Origin of the sequence: Pantoea sp. Z09 (genome assembly GCF_022394795.1) — a bacterium.
Taxonomy (GTDB): domain Bacteria; phylum Pseudomonadota; class Gammaproteobacteria; order Enterobacterales; family Enterobacteriaceae; genus Pantoea; species Pantoea latae.
Genome location: NZ_CP092373.1, coordinates 2,427,244 through 2,442,867, shown reverse-complemented (window position 1 = coordinate 2,442,867; position 15,624 = coordinate 2,427,244). Strand labels below are relative to the sequence as shown.

Annotated in this window: 18 protein-coding genes and 3 tRNA genes; 12 read left to right on the top strand and 9 right to left on the bottom strand. The window is 57.9% G+C overall.

What is annotated here, in order from left to right:
- Nucleotides 1-32 precede the first annotated feature (32 nt).
- From rutF to rutA, 5 genes are read right to left on the bottom strand one after another with little or no spacing between them, the layout of a single operon-like run.
- Nucleotides 33-557, bottom strand: coding sequence for an NADH-dependent FMN reductase RutF (gene rutF, locus MC269_RS11745; protein WP_371824340.1), 525 nt, complete (start codon nucleotides 555-557; stop codon nucleotides 33-35).
- A 10-nt stretch (nucleotides 558-567) separates the two neighbouring features.
- The gene (rutD, locus tag MC269_RS11740) at nucleotides 568-1,371 is read right to left on the bottom strand and encodes a pyrimidine utilization protein D (protein WP_239952514.1); all 804 of its coding nucleotides are present in this window, start codon (nucleotides 1,369-1,371) and stop codon (nucleotides 568-570) included.
- Nucleotides 1,371-1,766, bottom strand: a complete 396-nt coding sequence (gene rutC / locus MC269_RS11735; protein ID WP_239952513.1) for a pyrimidine utilization protein C — start codon at nucleotides 1,764-1,766, stop codon at nucleotides 1,371-1,373. The genes rutD and rutC overlap by 1 nt, the downstream gene beginning before the upstream one ends.
- Nucleotides 1,767-1,770: 4 nt before the next feature.
- Nucleotides 1,771-2,490: a pyrimidine utilization protein B gene (gene rutB, locus MC269_RS11730; protein WP_239952512.1), complete on the bottom strand. Its 720-nt coding sequence runs from the start codon at nucleotides 2,488-2,490 to the stop codon at nucleotides 1,771-1,773.
- Nucleotides 2,490-3,578, bottom strand: a complete 1,089-nt coding sequence (rutA, locus tag MC269_RS11725) for a pyrimidine utilization protein A (protein WP_239952511.1) — start codon at nucleotides 3,576-3,578, stop codon at nucleotides 2,490-2,492. Before rutA ends, rutB begins: the two co-directional genes overlap by 1 nt.
- Before the next feature lie 306 nt (nucleotides 3,579-3,884).
- Here rutA and rutR point away from each other — a divergent pair, with 306 nt between their 5' ends.
- Together rutR and MC269_RS11715 are read left to right on the top strand one after the other, a co-directional pair.
- Nucleotides 3,885-4,520 carry an HTH-type transcriptional regulator RutR gene (gene rutR / locus MC269_RS11720; protein WP_081135598.1) on the top strand — a complete coding sequence of 212 codons (636 nt, stop codon included), beginning with the start codon at nucleotides 3,885-3,887 and terminating at the stop codon, nucleotides 4,518-4,520.
- A gap of 42 nt (nucleotides 4,521-4,562) precedes the next feature.
- Nucleotides 4,563-5,537: a metal-dependent hydrolase gene (locus MC269_RS11715; protein ID WP_239952510.1), complete on the top strand. Its 975-nt coding sequence runs from the start codon at nucleotides 4,563-4,565 to the stop codon at nucleotides 5,535-5,537.
- A gap of 41 nt (nucleotides 5,538-5,578) precedes the next feature.
- Here the strand turns inward: MC269_RS11715 and cycA are convergent, their stop codons facing one another.
- The gene (gene cycA / locus MC269_RS11710; RefSeq protein ID WP_081135592.1) at nucleotides 5,579-6,973 is read right to left on the bottom strand and encodes a D-serine/D-alanine/glycine transporter; all 1,395 of its coding nucleotides are present in this window, start codon (nucleotides 6,971-6,973) and stop codon (nucleotides 5,579-5,581) included.
- 283 nt (nucleotides 6,974-7,256) lie between these two features.
- Between cycA and MC269_RS11705 the strand changes: the two genes are divergently transcribed.
- Nucleotides 7,257-7,955: an extensin family protein gene (locus tag MC269_RS11705; protein ID WP_081135584.1), complete on the top strand. Its 699-nt coding sequence runs from the start codon at nucleotides 7,257-7,259 to the stop codon at nucleotides 7,953-7,955.
- A gap of 1 nt (nucleotide 7,956) precedes the next feature.
- Here MC269_RS11705 and MC269_RS11700 read toward each other — a convergent pair whose 3' ends face one another.
- Entirely contained in the window at nucleotides 7,957-8,631 is a 675-nt protein-coding gene (locus MC269_RS11700) for a DUF4396 domain-containing protein (RefSeq protein ID WP_239952509.1), read from the bottom strand.
- A 557-nt stretch (nucleotides 8,632-9,188) separates the two neighbouring features.
- Here MC269_RS11700 and sdiA point away from each other — a divergent pair.
- Nucleotides 9,189-9,911 carry a transcriptional regulator SdiA gene (gene sdiA, locus MC269_RS11695; protein ID WP_081135573.1) on the top strand — a complete coding sequence of 241 codons (723 nt, stop codon included), beginning with the start codon at nucleotides 9,189-9,191 and terminating at the stop codon, nucleotides 9,909-9,911.
- Nucleotides 9,912-10,033: 122 nt separating this feature from the next.
- Nucleotides 10,034-10,645: an acyl-homoserine-lactone synthase gene (locus MC269_RS11690; RefSeq protein WP_081135569.1), complete on the top strand. Its 612-nt coding sequence runs from the start codon at nucleotides 10,034-10,036 to the stop codon at nucleotides 10,643-10,645.
- A 33-nt stretch (nucleotides 10,646-10,678) separates the two neighbouring features.
- Here the strand turns inward: MC269_RS11690 and MC269_RS11685 are convergent, their stop codons facing one another.
- Nucleotides 10,679-10,903, bottom strand: coding sequence for a DUF2594 family protein (locus MC269_RS11685; protein ID WP_033751095.1), 225 nt, complete (start codon nucleotides 10,901-10,903; stop codon nucleotides 10,679-10,681).
- Nucleotides 10,904-11,325: 422 nt separating this feature from the next.
- Between MC269_RS11685 and uvrY the strand changes: the two genes are divergently transcribed.
- The 6 genes from uvrY (at nucleotide 11,326) to MC269_RS11655 (ending at nucleotide 14,866) form a co-directional block, all read left to right on the top strand.
- On the top strand, nucleotides 11,326-11,985 hold the full coding sequence (gene uvrY / locus MC269_RS11680; RefSeq protein WP_081135564.1) for a UvrY/SirA/GacA family response regulator transcription factor: 660 nt from the start codon (nucleotides 11,326-11,328) through the stop codon (nucleotides 11,983-11,985).
- Complete coding sequence (gene uvrC / locus MC269_RS11675) at nucleotides 11,978-13,810, top strand: excinuclease ABC subunit UvrC (RefSeq protein WP_239952508.1); 1,833 nt, start codon at nucleotides 11,978-11,980, stop codon at nucleotides 13,808-13,810. The genes uvrY and uvrC overlap by 8 nt, the downstream gene beginning before the upstream one ends.
- Nucleotides 13,811-13,878: 68 nt before the next feature.
- Nucleotides 13,879-14,427, top strand: coding sequence for a CDP-diacylglycerol--glycerol-3-phosphate 3-phosphatidyltransferase (gene pgsA / locus MC269_RS11670; protein ID WP_081135556.1), 549 nt, complete (start codon nucleotides 13,879-13,881; stop codon nucleotides 14,425-14,427).
- A 152-nt stretch (nucleotides 14,428-14,579) separates the two neighbouring features.
- Nucleotides 14,580-14,655: transfer RNA gene (locus tag MC269_RS11665), tRNA-Gly, on the top strand.
- Nucleotides 14,656-14,695: 40 nt separating this feature from the next.
- Nucleotides 14,696-14,769 (top strand) — tRNA-Cys (locus MC269_RS11660).
- 11 nt (nucleotides 14,770-14,780) lie between these two features.
- Nucleotides 14,781-14,866: transfer RNA gene (locus tag MC269_RS11655), tRNA-Leu, on the top strand.
- Between the two features lie 123 nt (nucleotides 14,867-14,989).
- On the opposite strand, the gene MC269_RS11650 is transcribed toward MC269_RS11655, so the two are convergent.
- The gene (locus MC269_RS11650) at nucleotides 14,990-15,160 is read right to left on the bottom strand and encodes a hypothetical protein (RefSeq protein WP_239952507.1); all 171 of its coding nucleotides are present in this window, start codon (nucleotides 15,158-15,160) and stop codon (nucleotides 14,990-14,992) included.
- Nucleotides 15,161-15,386: 226 nt separating this feature from the next.
- Between MC269_RS11650 and MC269_RS11645 the strand changes: the two genes are divergently transcribed.
- Nucleotides 15,387-15,590 (top strand): DUF6404 family protein, encoded by a 204-nt coding sequence (locus tag MC269_RS11645; protein WP_239952506.1) that lies wholly within the window; start codon nucleotides 15,387-15,389, stop codon nucleotides 15,588-15,590.
- The last annotated feature ends 34 nt before the right edge of the window (nucleotides 15,591-15,624 follow it).

Here is a 15,624-nt window from a genome sequence, read left to right as displayed (position 1 = left end):
AAAAAGGGGGGGATCAGGCCGCGCAGGGCGGATTAGCGGGCATCCTGCCGCTGCAGGGGTAAATAACCGCGATCGAACCAGGCCAGCCCGTGCAGATTGTGGCTAACGGTCAGCGCCAGCACCTCGCAAAACAGCACGTCATGGGTGCCGACCTGTGCGATCTCGCTGATGCGGCAGTCGAACGAGGCCAGCGCGCCCTCCAGTCGCGGCGAACCTGTGGCGCCCGTGCGCCACTGCGCCGCCTGAAAGCGTGTCTCCATCGGCGTTTTGCCGCCGAACAGCGTCGAGATCGCCGCCTGATCGGCCGCCAGCGTATTGACGCAAAGCTGGCGGTTGGCGGTGAAAACGGACCATACCGAAGCCGAGCGGTTCAGGCAGACCAGCAGGGTCGGCGGGGTATCGGTGACGCTGCACACCGCCGAGGCGGTAAAGCCGGCGCGACCCGCCGGGCCGTCGGTGGTGATGATATTCACCGCGGCGCCAAGGCACGCCATGCCGTCGCGAAACGCCTGCTTCTCGACCCGTCCGATGTCAGGTAAAACAGAAAGGATGCTCATCGTTCTCTCCTCAGCTCGCCGCGCGCTGTGGCGCGGCCTCGCTCCTGTTAAGCCACTGCAGCAGCAGCGAATTGAAGCCTTCCGCGTCGGTCACGCTCATGGCGTGACCGCCCCAGCACATGGCGATCTGCTGCGCATTGGGCAGCGCGTCGGCCAGCTGCGCGTTGCAGCTCCAGGGTACCAGCAGGTCGTCCTGGCTGCAGATCGCCAGCACCGGCTGCGTAATGCGTGCGGCGTGAGCGGTAAAGTCGGCGCACATCAGGGCGTTCAGGCGGCGCAGCAGGTTATCGCGCCCCTGAAAATGGGCGATATGCGCCGCTTCCTCTTCGGCGAGACGCGTCTGATGCTGCGCCATCCACTCCGCCGGATAGAGAAACAGCGGCTGCGCGCGCACAAACGCCTCGACGCCGACGTGCAGCAGCAGATCCTGCCGCACCTGAAAACAGCGCCGCGTATGCGGATGCAGCCGCAGCCAGCCGTTGATCACCGCCACGCGCTCGACGCGCTCAGGGTAATCAAGCGCCAGCTGCAGCCCCACCAGCCCGCCGAGCGCATGGCCGATAACGCCAAAGCGCTCAATGCCGTGCTGCGTCAGCGCCTCTGCCAGCTCGGCCGCCATCATCGTCATCGAATAGTCAGCCGGCAGCGGCTGCGCGCTGCGGCCGGTGCCGCGCTGGTCGTAGCGCACCACGCGATAGCCGGCGTTCAGCGCCGCCAGCTGCGGCTGCCAGAAGCCCGTCACGCCGCCCAGGCCCGACGACAGCACCAGCGTCGGCGCCGCACTATCCTGACGACCCGTGATTTCCAGATGCATTACACCTCCCGCTGGCCGATATGCGCCACGCTGGCGATCTCCACCAGCGCGTCAGGCTTCACCAGACCGCACTGAATGCAGAAGCGCGCCGGCTTATCGCCGGGGAAATAGTCGGCGTAGACCTGATTGATCGCGGCGTAGTGCTGCCAGTCGGTGAGAAAAATCGAGTTGAAGGTGACGTCGTCGAGCGTGCCGCCCGCGGTTTCAATCACCGTTTTAATGGTTTCCAGTACGTGACGCGTCTGCGCGGCGGCGTCGCCAACGTGCACCACGTTGTTCTGTTTGTCGAACGGCAGGGTGCCGGAGACGTAAACCACGCCGTCGGCCAGCGTGCCGGGCACGAAAGGGGCGATCGGCGTCGTGGTGCCCGGTGGGATAATCACAGATTTCGGCATGGCATTACTCCTTATGGCCCTTCAGGCTTTCGCAAAAAACATCCACGCTGGAGACCCAGCCAAAAAAGGTTTCGATATTGAATATCGCCGCCTGCTGGGCGAACGCCGGGCCCGCCTGGTAAGTTGCGTCTTCCAGCACCACGCCGAAATACTCGAGGAAGAAGCCGTCGCGCAGCGTGGATTCGACGCAGACGTTGGTGGCGATGCCGGTGAAGATCAGATGACGAATGCCGCGGCTGCGCAGCATGCTGTCGAGCGGCGTGTTGAAAAAGCCGCTGTAGCGCGGTTTCGGCAGCACGATGTCGCCCGGCTGCGGCTGCAGCGCGTCTACCAGCGCATAGTCCCAGCCCCCTTTCGCCAGCAGCGAACCCTGCAGTTCAGGGCGCTTGCGCATGGTTTTCAGCGCGTTCGACTTATGAAAATTGGGCGAACCGGCGTCGCCCGCTTCGACATAGTCCGCGTCCCAGCCGTTCTGAAACCAGATAATCTGCACGCCCGCGGCGCGCGCGGCGGTGACGGCCTGATGGATCTTCTCAATTACCGGCGCGGTGGCGGAGACGTCGAATCCGGCCAGATCGAGGTAGCCGCCCGGCGTGGCGTAGGCGTTTTGCATATCCACCACGATCAGCGCACTTTGCGTCGGCGGGAAGGCGATCGCTTCCGGGCGCGCGGGCAGTTCAACCTGCGGCAGCGCAGGGGTGTGGGCGCAGTAAACGGTGCTCATCAGGCGACCTCTCTGTTGTCATTAATCTGGCTGCGGCACTGCATCAGCGGCTGAATATGCTGGCCGAAATCTTCGATGCCCTGCAGGAAGTCATCAAAGGTGAGCAGCACACCCTCGGCGCCCTCAACCAGCGCCACCTCGTCGAGCATGCGCGCCACGCTGGCGTAAGAGCCGACCAGCGTGCCCATATTGATATTGACGGCAGAGGTGGGGTCGGCCATCTGGCGCACGCTAGTGTCGCTGCCGGAGCGTTTGTCCTGCTGGCTCTGAGTGGTGAGCCAGGCGAGCGCCTCTTCGTCGGCGCCTGCTTTGTAGTGTTCCCACTTATCGCGCGCCGCTTCGTCGCTGTCGGCGGCGATAATCATAAACAGCACGTAGGAGCCGACGTCGCGGCCCGCCTTATCCGCCGCCTGCTTCATGCGCGCGGCGGTCGGCGCAAAGGCGGCCGGCGTGTTGACCCCTTTGCCGAAGCAGAAGTTGTAGTCGGCGTGCTGCGCGGAAAAGGCCATACCGGCGTCGCTCTGGCCGGCGCAGATCACCTTCATCGGACGCTGCGGCTGCGGGCTGACGCGGCAGTCGTTCATGGTGAAGAACTCCCCTTTAAAATCAGACTGGCCGCTGCCCCACAGATCGCGCAGCACGGTGACGTACTCCGTCAGGTAGTCGTAGCGGCGGCTGAAGTAGTCATCGCCCGGCCAGATGCCCATCTGCTCATATTCCGGCTTCTGCCAGCCGGTTACCAGGTTGACGCCGAAGCGGCCGCCGGAAATAGAGTCGATGGTCGAGGCCATGCGCGCCACGATGGCGGGCGGCAGCGTCAGGGTGGCGGCGGTGGCGTAGATTTCAATGCGCGAGGTGACGGCGGCCAGGCCGGCCATCAGGGTGAAGGATTCCAGATTGTGATCCCAGAACTCGGTTTTGCCGCCAAAGCCGCGCAGCTTGATCATCGAGAGCGCAAAATCAAAATGGTAATGCTCCGCGCGCTGCACGATCGCCTTATTCAGCTCGAAGGTCGGTTTGTAGTGCGGAGCGTGGGTGGAAATCAGCCAGCCGTTGTTACCAATCGGAATAAAAACGCCAATCTTCATGTCAAACCCTCTTTGTCAGGTAGTAAAAGATAGGGTGCGCAGCGCGGCATCCTGCTTCATCCCTGATGGCGGCGCTTGCTGACAAATTTGCAAAGGTTGTGCCACAAAATAAAAGATGATGATTAACAATTGGTTAAATAAAAGAGGCATCGAAAAACCAGAGCAACTGGTCCGTTTTGGACCAGTTGGTCAAAAAGCGCTGCACGTTTTGCAGGCAGTCTGAGCGAAAAAGGTGCAGCGGCGCGATTGGGCAGGGCGGAGCGGCTTTGCTATGATGCCAGTACGCTTAAGGAACGAGGCAACGCTGTGAAAACAGATGAAAAACAACCGACGCGTCGATCGCGCGCCACCGCGGCGAAACGCGCCGCCATTCTGGAGGCGGCGCTGGCGCTCTTCTCACAGTTTGGCATTCACGGCACGCGTCTGGATCAGGTCGCCGAGCGCGCCGACGTGTCGAAAACCAATCTGCTCTACTATTTCCCGTCGAAAGAGGCGCTCTACGTCGCGGTGCTGAAAGAGATCCTCGACGTCTGGCTGGCGCCGCTGCGCGCGCTGCAGCACGATATGGATCCGCTTAGCGCCATCCGTCGCTATATCCGCCTGAAGCTTGAAGTCTCGCGCGACCATCCGCAGGCGTCGCGTTTATTCTGTCTGGAGATGCTGCAGGGCGCGCCGCTGCTGAAAGGCGAACTGGCGGGCGACCTTAAACAGCTGGTGGATGACAAGGCGGCCATCGTCGAACGCTGGATCAATGAAGGGCGTCTGGCGGGCGTTCAGCCGCAGCACCTCTTTTTTATGCTGTGGGCCGCGACCCAGCACTACGCGGATTTCGCCAGCCAGGTCGAGGCGATTACCGGCCAGACGCTGAGCGATGCGCGCTTTTTTGATGAAACGGTCGAGAATGTCCAGCGCATGATTATCGAAGGCATTCGCGTGCGCTGATTTTCCGCGGCGGTCGCCGCCTGTTCTGCCCTGGAGTCACCGATGGATTCAGTTTCACAACTGCTGTTGGGCGCGTCGGTCAGCGTCGCGGTCATGGGGCGGCGCGTGCCGCTCTGGCAGGCGGCGGCGGTCGGCGCGGCGTGCGGCACCTTGCCCGATCTCGATGTGTTTATCGATCACGGCGATGCAATCCGCAATATGACGCTGCACCGCACCGAAAGCCATGCGCTGCTCTGGCTGACGCTGGCTTCGCCGCTGCTCGCCTGGCTTATCGCCGGACTGTTTCGGCGCGGCGTGCGCTGGCAGCAGTGGTGGCTGGCCATCTGGCTGGCGCTCATCACCCATCCGCTGCTGGATCTGATGACGGTCTACGGCACGCAGCTGGGCCTGCCGCTCACCGATCACCCCTTTGCCGTTGGCAGCATCTACATCGTCGATCCGCTCTATACGCTGCCGCTGCTGATCGGCCTTGCGGCGGCGTTTTGGCGCGGCGGCGCGGGCGGTTTGCGCTGGAATCGCGCCGGGCTGGCGCTCAGCACCCTCTATCTCGGCTGGAGTATGGCGATTCAGGGCGTGGCAGGCTGGCAGATTGCGCAGTCGCTGGCGCAGCAGCGCATGCCTGACGACAAGGTGCTGGTGACGCCCACCGCCTTTAATACCCTGGTGTGGCGCACGGTGATTATCGACGGCGATCGCTACGGCGAAGCTTACTGGTCGCTGCTGTCGCCGAGGCGGCCGCTGCAGATCAGCTGGCATGCGCGTCACACCGCGCTGTTCGCGCCGCTAAAGGGCAGCTGGCACGCCGAGCGCGTTGCCTGGTTTAGCCACGGTTTTTATGCGCTGCGCGAGCAGGCGGGGCAAATCACGATTGCCGACTTACGCATGGGGGAAGGGGAGAACTATACCTTTACCTTTGGGCTCGGCACGCCACAGGCGCCCGCCGCGCATCCTGAGCGGCTGCCTTCTACGCGGCCTGCGCTGGGGCAAAGCTTTAAGGCCATCTGGGAGCGGCTCTAAGCACGCTGTCGTCCCGGTCAGGCGACCGGGACGTTAACCTTTTACCGTGCGGCGCGACGGCGCAGCAGCCAGCCCATAGTCAGCATCACAAACCACAGCGGCGTCACCATCAGCGCCTGGCGGGTATCTTCCTGCAGGGTGAGCAGCACCAGCACAAAGGCGAAGAACGCCATCACCACCCAGCACATTACCTTGCCGAGCGGCATTTTGAAGCCTGAGGCGGCATGACGCTCTGGATACTTTTTACGGTAGGCCAGATAGCTGCAGAGAATAATGGTCCAGACGAACATAAACAGGATCGCCGACACCGTGGTCACCATGGTGAACACCGTCATCACGTCCGGGATCAGATAAATCAGCGCAACGCCCGCCAGCAGGCAGAGGCAGGAGAAGAACAAACCGGCGGTCGGCACCGCGCGCGCGGAGAGCTGACCAAAGGCGCGATGCGCCACGCCCTGTTGCGCCAGACCGTAGAGCATACGACTGGTAGAGAAGATGCCGCTGTTGGCGGAAGAGGCCGCCGAGGTCAACACCACGAAGTTAACGATGCTGGCTGCGGCGGGCAGGCCGATCAGCACAAACATCTCAACAAAGGGGCTGCGATCCGGCAGCACCTGAGTCCAGGGCGTCACCGCCATGATCACCATCAGCGCCAGCACGTAAAACATAATCACGCGCAGCGGAATGGCGTTGATGGCGCGCGGCAGCACCTTATGCGGATCGTGCGTTTCCGCCGCCGCGGTGCCCACCAGCTCAATGCCGACAAAGGCGAAAACCGCTATCTGGAATCCGGCGAAAAAGCCGCTCAGCCCTTTCGGGAACAGGCCGCCGTGATCCCAGATATTGCTCAGCGACGCGGTGCCGCCGCCAGGGGAGGGATAATGCAGGCTGACCAGCACCACGCCGGTCACAATCAGCGCCACGATGGCGACGATCTTGATAATGGCGAACCAGAACTCCATCTCGCCGAACATCTTCACCGTGGCAATATTAAGCGCCAGGAAAACAAACACGCAGAGCAGGGCGCTCATCCACACGGAAAAGCCAGGAAACCAGAGCTGGAAATAGGCGGAGATCGCCACCACGTCGGCGATGCCGGTCACCACCCAGCAGAACCAGTAGGTCCAGCCGGTAAAATAACCCGCCCAGGGCCCGAGCAGATCGGCGGCGAAATCGCTGAACGATTTATATTCCAGATTGGAGAGCAGCAGCTCGCCCATGGCGCGCATCACAAAAAACAGCATAAAGCCGATGATCATATAGACGAAAATGATCGAGGGGCCCGCCAGGCTGATGGTTTTACCGGAGCCCATAAACAGGCCGGTGCCGATGGCGCCGCCGATGGCGATAAGCTGAATGTGGCGGTTATGCAGATTACGCCGGAGCTTGTCAGGATTCTCCTGCGCAGCGGCGACTTCTTTTGTTTGATCAACCATAAAATTGTTATTCCTGTCTGGATGTTGTGTCAGCTCTGCTGGCTGTTTGTGGTGCCTGCCTGGAGGCAAGTTGGCATAAGATAGAGGAATAAGACAAAAGCCCGCTAATGGTTTTTGTCTAAACCTGGGCTTTACGTCTTAGTAACATGTCAGAAAATCTTTACGCGGCACAAACTTGCGGCACAACGCTGCTGTTTTAAACGAAATGCGCCGTTAACGGCGCTAAACCGGCGCGTAGCTTCTACACTTTTGTTCTCTAAATCAAGCTGCTGCGAGAGGGAGAATGCGCGCGATTATTTTGTTGCTGATACTGGCTGCGGCGGGCTGGTGGAGTCTGCCCTGGCTAAAACAGCATTTGCCGCCTCAGTTCAACCCTTTCACGCCGCTGGCGGTAACCGATCCGCCCGGCTGGATGACGCGCTACAAGCTTAAGCGGCTGGCGAACAACCCCGCGGCCTGTCTGGATGTGATGCGTCGCGCTCAGCAGGCGGGTTTCGTCACCTTTAGCCCACGGCCCGCCGTTACCGGCGCCTGTCCGCTGCCCGCTCCGCTGCGCATCCAGCGCTTCGGCAAGGTCAGCTTAAGCAGCAGCTTTCTCGCCAGCTGTCCGCTGGCGGTGGCCAGCACCATGTATGTGCTGCGCAGCCAGCAGCAGCTGGCGCAGCGGCAGCCCGGCGCCTCGCTGGCGCGCATCACCCATGTCGGCAGCTACGCCTGTCGCAATATCTATCACCGCGCCGAAGGACGGCTGAGCGAACACGCCAGCGCCGACGCCTGGGACGTGACGGGATTTCAGCTTGGCGACGGGCAAAGGCTGGAGGTAGGGAAAAACTGGACGCAGCCGGAAAATAAATCCCTGCTGCTGCGCCAGCTCTGGCAAGAGGGCTGTAATAATTTCGGCAATGCGCTTGGCCCGGATTATAACGCCGCGCACGCCAGCCATTTTCATTTCGGCATGCGCGGAACAGGCTACTGCCGCTAAATTACACCGCCGGGTTCAGGCCGCGCTTAATCAGGAAATGGTTGGCTGGCCAGGAAAATATAAATCCGGTCAGCATCGCCAGCTGCAACATAAACCAGAAGGCGGTGACCAGCGGGTTTATTTGTTGGTTAAGCACAAATTTCAGGGCCAGCCCCATAAAGAGGAAAATACCCGCCTGATAAACCAGCAGCGGAAAGGTTTCGGTGCGAAACGCTACCAGCAGGGCGCGCCAGACCGATAGCGCGTCGCGCTGTTTGATCGCCAGAAATTGTAAAAACAAGCCGCTAAACAGCGAAATAGCGAGACAAATAATCGCCTGCATCCATAATGGCGTCGCAAAATGGAAATGGTTGAGAAGAGTGATAATCGGAAGTGTAATCAGTTCGCTGAAGATACAGGCCGCCGCCGTTAATGAGGTGGTGATAAATATGGTTGGCCAGCCTGCGTAGCGGTGAATTTTTTGCGGCGCCAGCAGCGCTAATTTAAGCTGGCGGGAGGGTTTTCGCCCCAGATACCACCAGGCCAGCCAGCCGAAGAACGGCATGTAGAGGCCGGTAAGCGGCCAGATCAGGTTCATTATCCTGACGGGATGCGGATGGCGAAATATATCCTTCAGGATCATTAAAGCGGTACAGCCCCCCAGCAACAGAAAGGGTAATGCCAGCTGATTCAACATAGGGTCTCCCACCTGCAAATGTTAACGTGCGTCCGCCCGTTCGTCCGACGCAGCCAGCTAGCGCATGCCGTACGAAAGTCAGAAAAATGCAAAGGCTTGAGCTGTTAAGCGTAGCCCCGATTGCGTCGCGCTGACACGCGAAATCGATAAGCGAGGCGGCAAGAAGGTGCGCTAATTTCATTCACGGCTGGCACCCTTTCTTTAGAGTAGCTTAACTCTATGTTTACAAATAAATTACGAGTTATGCTAATTTTACTTAATGGCTATGCTAAATGGTGCTCAATGTATGGAAAATTTATTGTGTTGGTGATGATTGAATCTCTATCAGAAAAATCTTATTCTGTTTTTTTTGGCGCTATAATGCTGTGAATGAGATCACTTTTCGGGAAGCGCATGCGACAGGCTTTTAGTAAAACACGAACAACCGGACGTCACGTGGTTTTTACTTGCATATCTGTTTTTCTCAATAAAACTTTTTTCTCTTATAAATTTATTTTTTTGCAAATGAATAACCTCAATAACCAGACGCATCAGCGTGAGGATAACGCCGAGGCAATATGACTAACGACAATTATTTCGTCTGGCGCAGAGAGACGGAAAAACAATTTCAGGCTATCACTTCAACCGCGCAATTGAAGACGCTTATTCAGACGCTGGTGGTGTCATTAGGCTTCGATAGCTATTCCTTTTTGATTCAGCATCCTGTGCCTTTTACCCGTCCGCGCATTTTTTTGCACCACACTTATCCCAAAGCCTGGATGAAACGCTATGAGGAACAAAACTATTACGCCGTCGATCCGGTGTTATTGCTTTGCCAGCAGCCGGGACGAGGGCTGGAGTGGACGGATGACATCTTCACTGGGGCCGGGGATTTGTGGAAAGAGGCGCAGGAGTATGGGCTAATCAGCGGATTTTCCTGCTCCGCGATGGCGTCAAATCGCGCCATTGGTATATTATCTATAGCATCTCGCCTGGCAAGAAAGACGCAGCATTTGCACACCGAGCTGGAAGTGAAACTGCACTTTCTGGCGGAACTGAGCTTGCGCGCCCTGCAGCGCTTTTCAGATGATGCGCTGATGGTGCTAAAAAATGATTTCAGCCAGCGCGAGCTGGAGATTTTGAAATGGACCGCCGAAGGGAAAACCTCGGCTGAAATTTCGCTTATTTTGTCTATTTCGCAACACACGGTCAATTTTCACCAAAAAAATATGCAAAAGCGATTTAATGTTTCCAATAAAACGCAAATTGCCTGTTATGCGGCGGCAATTGGACTGATATAGAAAATGACAACTACTAATTTTAGTAGTTACGTTACCGGAGGCAGTTGTCTACCCTGCGCCGGAACGTTGCCAGGCTGGCGTAGCGTAAATCAGTGCAAACATGAGGATGTCAGGGGCGCATGATGAAAATAATTCAAACCCAGTTAAAGGATATGCCGTCCTCTCTGCTGGCCGAGTTAGGCAGCTACCGATATAGCGTATTTGCGCGTGGAGAAGGTTGGTCAATTCCGCCGCGTCTGAGCACGCCGGGCCAGGAGTATGATCGTTTCGATCGTTCGGACGTCACCTGGCTGCTGGCCTGGAACGCGCGCGATGGCATCAGCGGCTGCGCGCGTCTGATGCCGTGGCAGGAACCAACCCAAAACGAAGGGCTGGTGGTGCCGTTCAGTCATGAGAAGGTGTGGGAGATGTCGCGCTTCTCAGCGAAGCTGGAGCTGGATGCGGAACTGCCGTTCAACCTGTTGTGGCACGCCGTGCAGCTCGCCGAACTCAACGGCATGGAGTATTTGATCAGCTCGGCGACGCCGATGCTGGAGAAAATGTTTGAAGAGCATCAGGTGGCGTATGAGCCGCTTACCCCGGGCTTAATCCAGTCGGAAGACAACCTGTTTGCCATTCGTATCCCGGTCGAGCAGCCGGCGCTGGCGGAAAAATATCGCGGTACGCGCCGCTTTAGTCCTGAAGAGGTGCTGCCGTCGCTGGGCGTCTCGGTAAACTGGCAGTCGCACACCTGACGGCGCGCCCCCGCTGTAGCGGGGGCGAACGCATCACTGACGATACGCGGTTTTAATCTGCTTAATGGTGTTGCTGAACACTTCTGCCTGGGGTTTGTCGCCCAGCGTCTGCACGTAGCGCTCCATATTTATAATCACTTTACCGGCGTCCGCCTGGCCCATTCCTTTCAGAATCAGCGTAACCATCATCTTCAGGCAGGCTACCTCATCGGCCAGCTTCAGCGTGTCGTGCGAGGTGACGAATTCTTCATCGCTCATTGTAATCTCCTTGGGGGTGAATGATCGTGCCGGCATGTTCCGCGCAGCCGTGCGTGAGTATATCACATCACCGCTTTTCCCTGTAAAAGCGAAGCGTGACGGCGCTCGGCTCACAACCGGATATTATTTAATGTAGATGATGAATAATTTTCACAGGAGCGCGTCAACTCATTTATCCCGTAAAATAACTTTACGCGGCGTTATAATTTAACTGATTGAAAATAAATAACTAGTTATAAAAAACTTTCGCCTGAATTTTATCCATTCAACATATTTTTTGAACGAAAAGAAAAGCTTTGATGTAAATCATTGAATACGGTCTTACATTCAGCCCGTTGATGTTCATTACCCTGAAAAGCAGGTATCATGCGCGCATTCACTACTCGTTTTATTCCCCCTTTTTGCTTGCGGAGTGCTCCCCGTTGATCAGTGTTCTTCTTGTGGATGACCATGAACTGGTACGCACCGGTATTCGACGCATACTGGAAGATATGAAAGGTCTTGTGGTCGCGGGAGAGGCCTGTTGCGGCGAGGACGCGGTGAAATGGTGTCGCGCCCATCCGGTTGATGTGATCCTGATGGATATGAATATGCCCGGCATCGGCGGGCTGGAGGCGACGCGCAAAATCGTGCGCTTTAATCCCGACATCAAAATTATTATGCTGACCATCCACACCGAAAACCCGCTGCCCGCTAAAGTGATGCAGGCGGGCGCGGCGGGCTACCTCAGCAAAGGCGCCGCGCCGCAGGAGGTGGTGAACGCAATTCGTTCGGTGCACGCCGGTCAGCGCTACATCGCTTCAGATATCGCGCAGCAGATGGCGCTGAGCCAGATTGAGCCGCAAAAGGCAGAATCGCCCTTCAGCTGTTTGTCGGAAAGGGAATTGCAGATTATGCTGATGATCACCCGGGGGCAAAAGGTGACGGAAATTTCCGAGCAGCTCAATCTCAGTCCTAAAACCGTTAACAGCTACCGTTATCGCATGTTCAGCAAGCTAAACATCAGCGGTGACGTAGAGTTAACGCATCTGGCCATTCGACATGGCCTGTTCAATGCGGAGCCGTTAATCAGTAGTGAGTGAAGTTTTCGACGCCAAAGCCTTTCTCAGCACGGTGACCAGTCAGCCGGGCGTGTACCGCATGTACGATGCCTCGGACACCGTGATCTATGTAGGAAAAGCTAAAGATCTTAAAAAGCGCCTCAGCAGCTACTTTCGCAGCCACGTCGGCAGTCGAAAGACAGAGGTGCTGGTGAGCAACATCCATCATATAGACGTCACCGTCACGCATACCGAAACGGAAGCGCTGCTGCTTGAGCACAACTACATCAAGCTCTATCAGCCGCGCTACAACGTGCTGATGCGTGACGATAAGTCCTATCCGTTTATTTTTCTCAGCAGCGACGCCCATCCGCGCCTGGCCTATCATCGCGGCGCGAAACATGCCAAAGGCGAATATTTTGGCCCGTTCCCCAACGGCTACGCGGTGCGTGAAACTCTGGCGCTGATGCAGAAGGTGTTTCCGATTCGCCAGTGCGAAAACAGCGTCTACCGCAATCGCTCCCGACCCTGTCTGCAGTATCAGATTGGCCGCTGCCTCGGTCCCTGCGTCGCCGGTCTGGTGAGCGAAGAGGAGTATGCGCAGCAGACCGAGTATGTGCGGCTCTTTTTGTCCGGCAAGGACGATCAGGTGCTGAACATGCTGGTGAAGCGGATGGAAGAGGCGAGCGTCGGGCTGCGCTTTGAAGAGGCGGCGCGTCTGCGCGATCAGATTCAGGCGGTGCGCCGCATCACCGAAAAGCAGTTTGTCTCGAATCAGGGCGACGATCTCGATGTGATGGGCGTGGCCTACGACGCCGGTATGGCCTGTCTGCACGTGCTGTTTATTCGTCAGGGCAAGGTATTAGGCAGCCGCAGCTACTTTCCAAAAGTGCCGGCGGACACCGAGCTGGCGGAAGTGGTGCAGACCTTTGTCGGCCAGTTCTATCTGCAGGGCAGCGAAGCGCGCACCCTGCCGGGCGATATCCTGCTCGACTTCGACCTGCCGGAGCGCGAGCTGCTCTCCGCGTCGCTGAGCGAGCTGGCAGGGCGGCGCGTGGCTATCCAGAGCAAGCCGCGCGGCGATCGCGCGCGCTACCTCAAGCTGGCGCGCACCAACGCGGCAACGGCGCTCACCACGCGGCTGTCGCAGCACTCCACCATCCAGCAGCGGCTGGCGGCGCTGGCGCAGTTCCTCGAACTCGACAAAATTAACCGCATGGAGTGTTTCGACATCAGCCACACCATGGGCGAGCAGACCATCGCCTCCTGCGTGGTGTTCGACGCCAATGGCCCGCTGCGCAGCGACTACCGCCGCTACAATATCGACGGCATCACCCCTGGGGATGACTATGCGGCGATGAATCAGGTGCTGCGTCGCCGCTACGGCAAGGCGCTGGACGAGGATAAAATCCCCGACGTTATTCTCATCGATGGCGGCAAAGGCCAGCTGTCGCAGGCGAAGCAGGTGTTTGCTGAGCTGGAGGTAGAGTGGGACAAATCGCGGCCGATCCTGTTAGGGGTGGCGAAAGGCAGCGATCGTAAAGCGGGGCTGGAAACGCTGTTCTTCGAGGCGGAAGGCGAGGGCGTTTCACTGCCGCCAGACGCGCCTGCGCTGCACGTCATTCAGTATATTCGTGATGACGCTCACAATCATGCAATTTCGGGCCACCGTAAAAAACGGGCGAAAGTGAAGAACACCAGCGCGCTGGAGAGCATAGAAGGCATCGGTCCAAAACGTCGCCAGCAGCTGCTGAAGTACATGGGAGGCCTGCAACCGCTGATGAACGCAACGGTCGAGGAGATCGCCAATGTGCCTGGCATTTCGTTCGCGCTGGCCGAAAAAATATACCATTCGCTAAAACACTAGCATTGAAACAGGTGAGGCAATGTAGGAACATAGGGGAAATTCTACCCATTCCAGACAGTTACCGGCATATGCAATATAACATTCCGACGTGTCTCACCCTGTTTCGAGTCGTCCTGATCCCTTTTTTCGTGCTGGCTTTCTATCTGCCGTTCTACTGGGCGCCTTTCGCCGCCGCGCTGATCTTCGTGATCGCCGCCGTGACCGACTGGTTCGACGGCTTTCTGGCGCGCCGCTGGAAGCAAACCACGCGCTTCGGCGCCTTTCTCGATCCGGTAGCCGATAAGGTGATGGTGGCGATTGCGCTGGTGCTGGTGGCGGAATACTTTCATTCCTGGTGGATTACCCTGCCGGCCGCGACCATGATCGCGCGTGAGATTATTATCTCCGCGCTGCGCGAATGGATGGCGGAAATCGGCAAGCGCAGCAGCGTGGCGGTCTCCTGGATCGGCAAGGTGAAAACCACGGCGCAGATGCTGTCGCTGGTGGCGCTGCTGTGGCGTTACGACACCACCGTGGTCGCGGTGGGCGTGGTGGCGCTCTATATCGCCGCCGTGCTCACTTTCTGGTCAATGTTTCAGTATTTGAGCGCCGCGCGCGGGGATCTGCTCGATAGCTGATCGATGCGACTTAAAAAGCAGCAAACGGACGCATTGTGAGGATAATTCTGTTGACTCAATGCGTCAGGTCAGTAGAATGCATCGCATCGAACGGCAGCGAGGCTGTCAGAAGATAAAGAAAATCAGCAAGTTCCATCGGATTGCTGGCTAATGCGGGAATAGCTCAGTTGGTAGAGCACGACCTTGCCAAGGTCGGGGTCGCGAGTTCGAGTCTCGTTTCCCGCTCCAGATTTGCAGGTCAGGATAACCTGGCGGCACAGCGGATAAAGGCGCGTTGGCAGAGTGGCCATGCAGCGGATTGCAAATCCGTCCACCTCGGTTCGACTCCGGGACGCGCCTCCACTTTACACCCTGCCCGGGTGGTGAAATCGGTAGACACAAGGGATTTAAAATCCCTCGGCTTATGGTCGTGCGGGTTCAAGTCCCGCCCCGGGCACCATTTCTGTCTACCAGAAAAAACAAATTAAAACAAAGCAATATAAGCAATGTCGTGACCGCCTTCTGGGCGGTTTTTTTGTGCCTGCGCGCCAGAAAAAACCCGGTGTTAACCGGGTTTTTACCATTAAGACTGCGGCTGGCCAACCGGGCCTGAACCGAGCGTGCCGCCCGGCGACGACTGGCCGCTTGGCGCATGAGGACGGCCATCTGATTTAATCGCATTGCTGCGGTGCATACAGCCTGCCAGCGCCATGACCGCCAGCGTAATGCAGATCCCTTTTTTCACGTTGTTCATCGTTGCCACCTCATTCTCTGGTATTGAAAAGAAAGCATTAAAATGCAATGAAATTAAAGCGTAGCAGGCCGTGGCCAGCTCACCAGGGGGAAACTCCTGAATTTGCTTTTGCGCGGAAAGTTGACCCGCCTCTCATCTGCGCCAGCCTGAGGTGCAAAACCGCGCCTGATGCGTTACTTTCACGCCTCCGTCACGCGGCACGGGCCGCCGTCAAAAAGGAAACAAGATGCAGGGCGTCGTAAAATTTATCAAAGGCTGGCTGCTGTTTTCCCTGCTGTGGGGCCTGTTTATGTGGTTCTGCTTCTGGCAGAAAGAGGGAATGGAGACGGGGATGGTGGTGGTGAAAAGCCTCTACGCCGGCGTGATCTATCAGGCGCTGACGACGCTGGTGGCACGCTATAAAGCCCGCCGCCAGATCAAACCGCTGTGACAGCGATGCGGCGTCGACCGCATCGCTCAGCAAA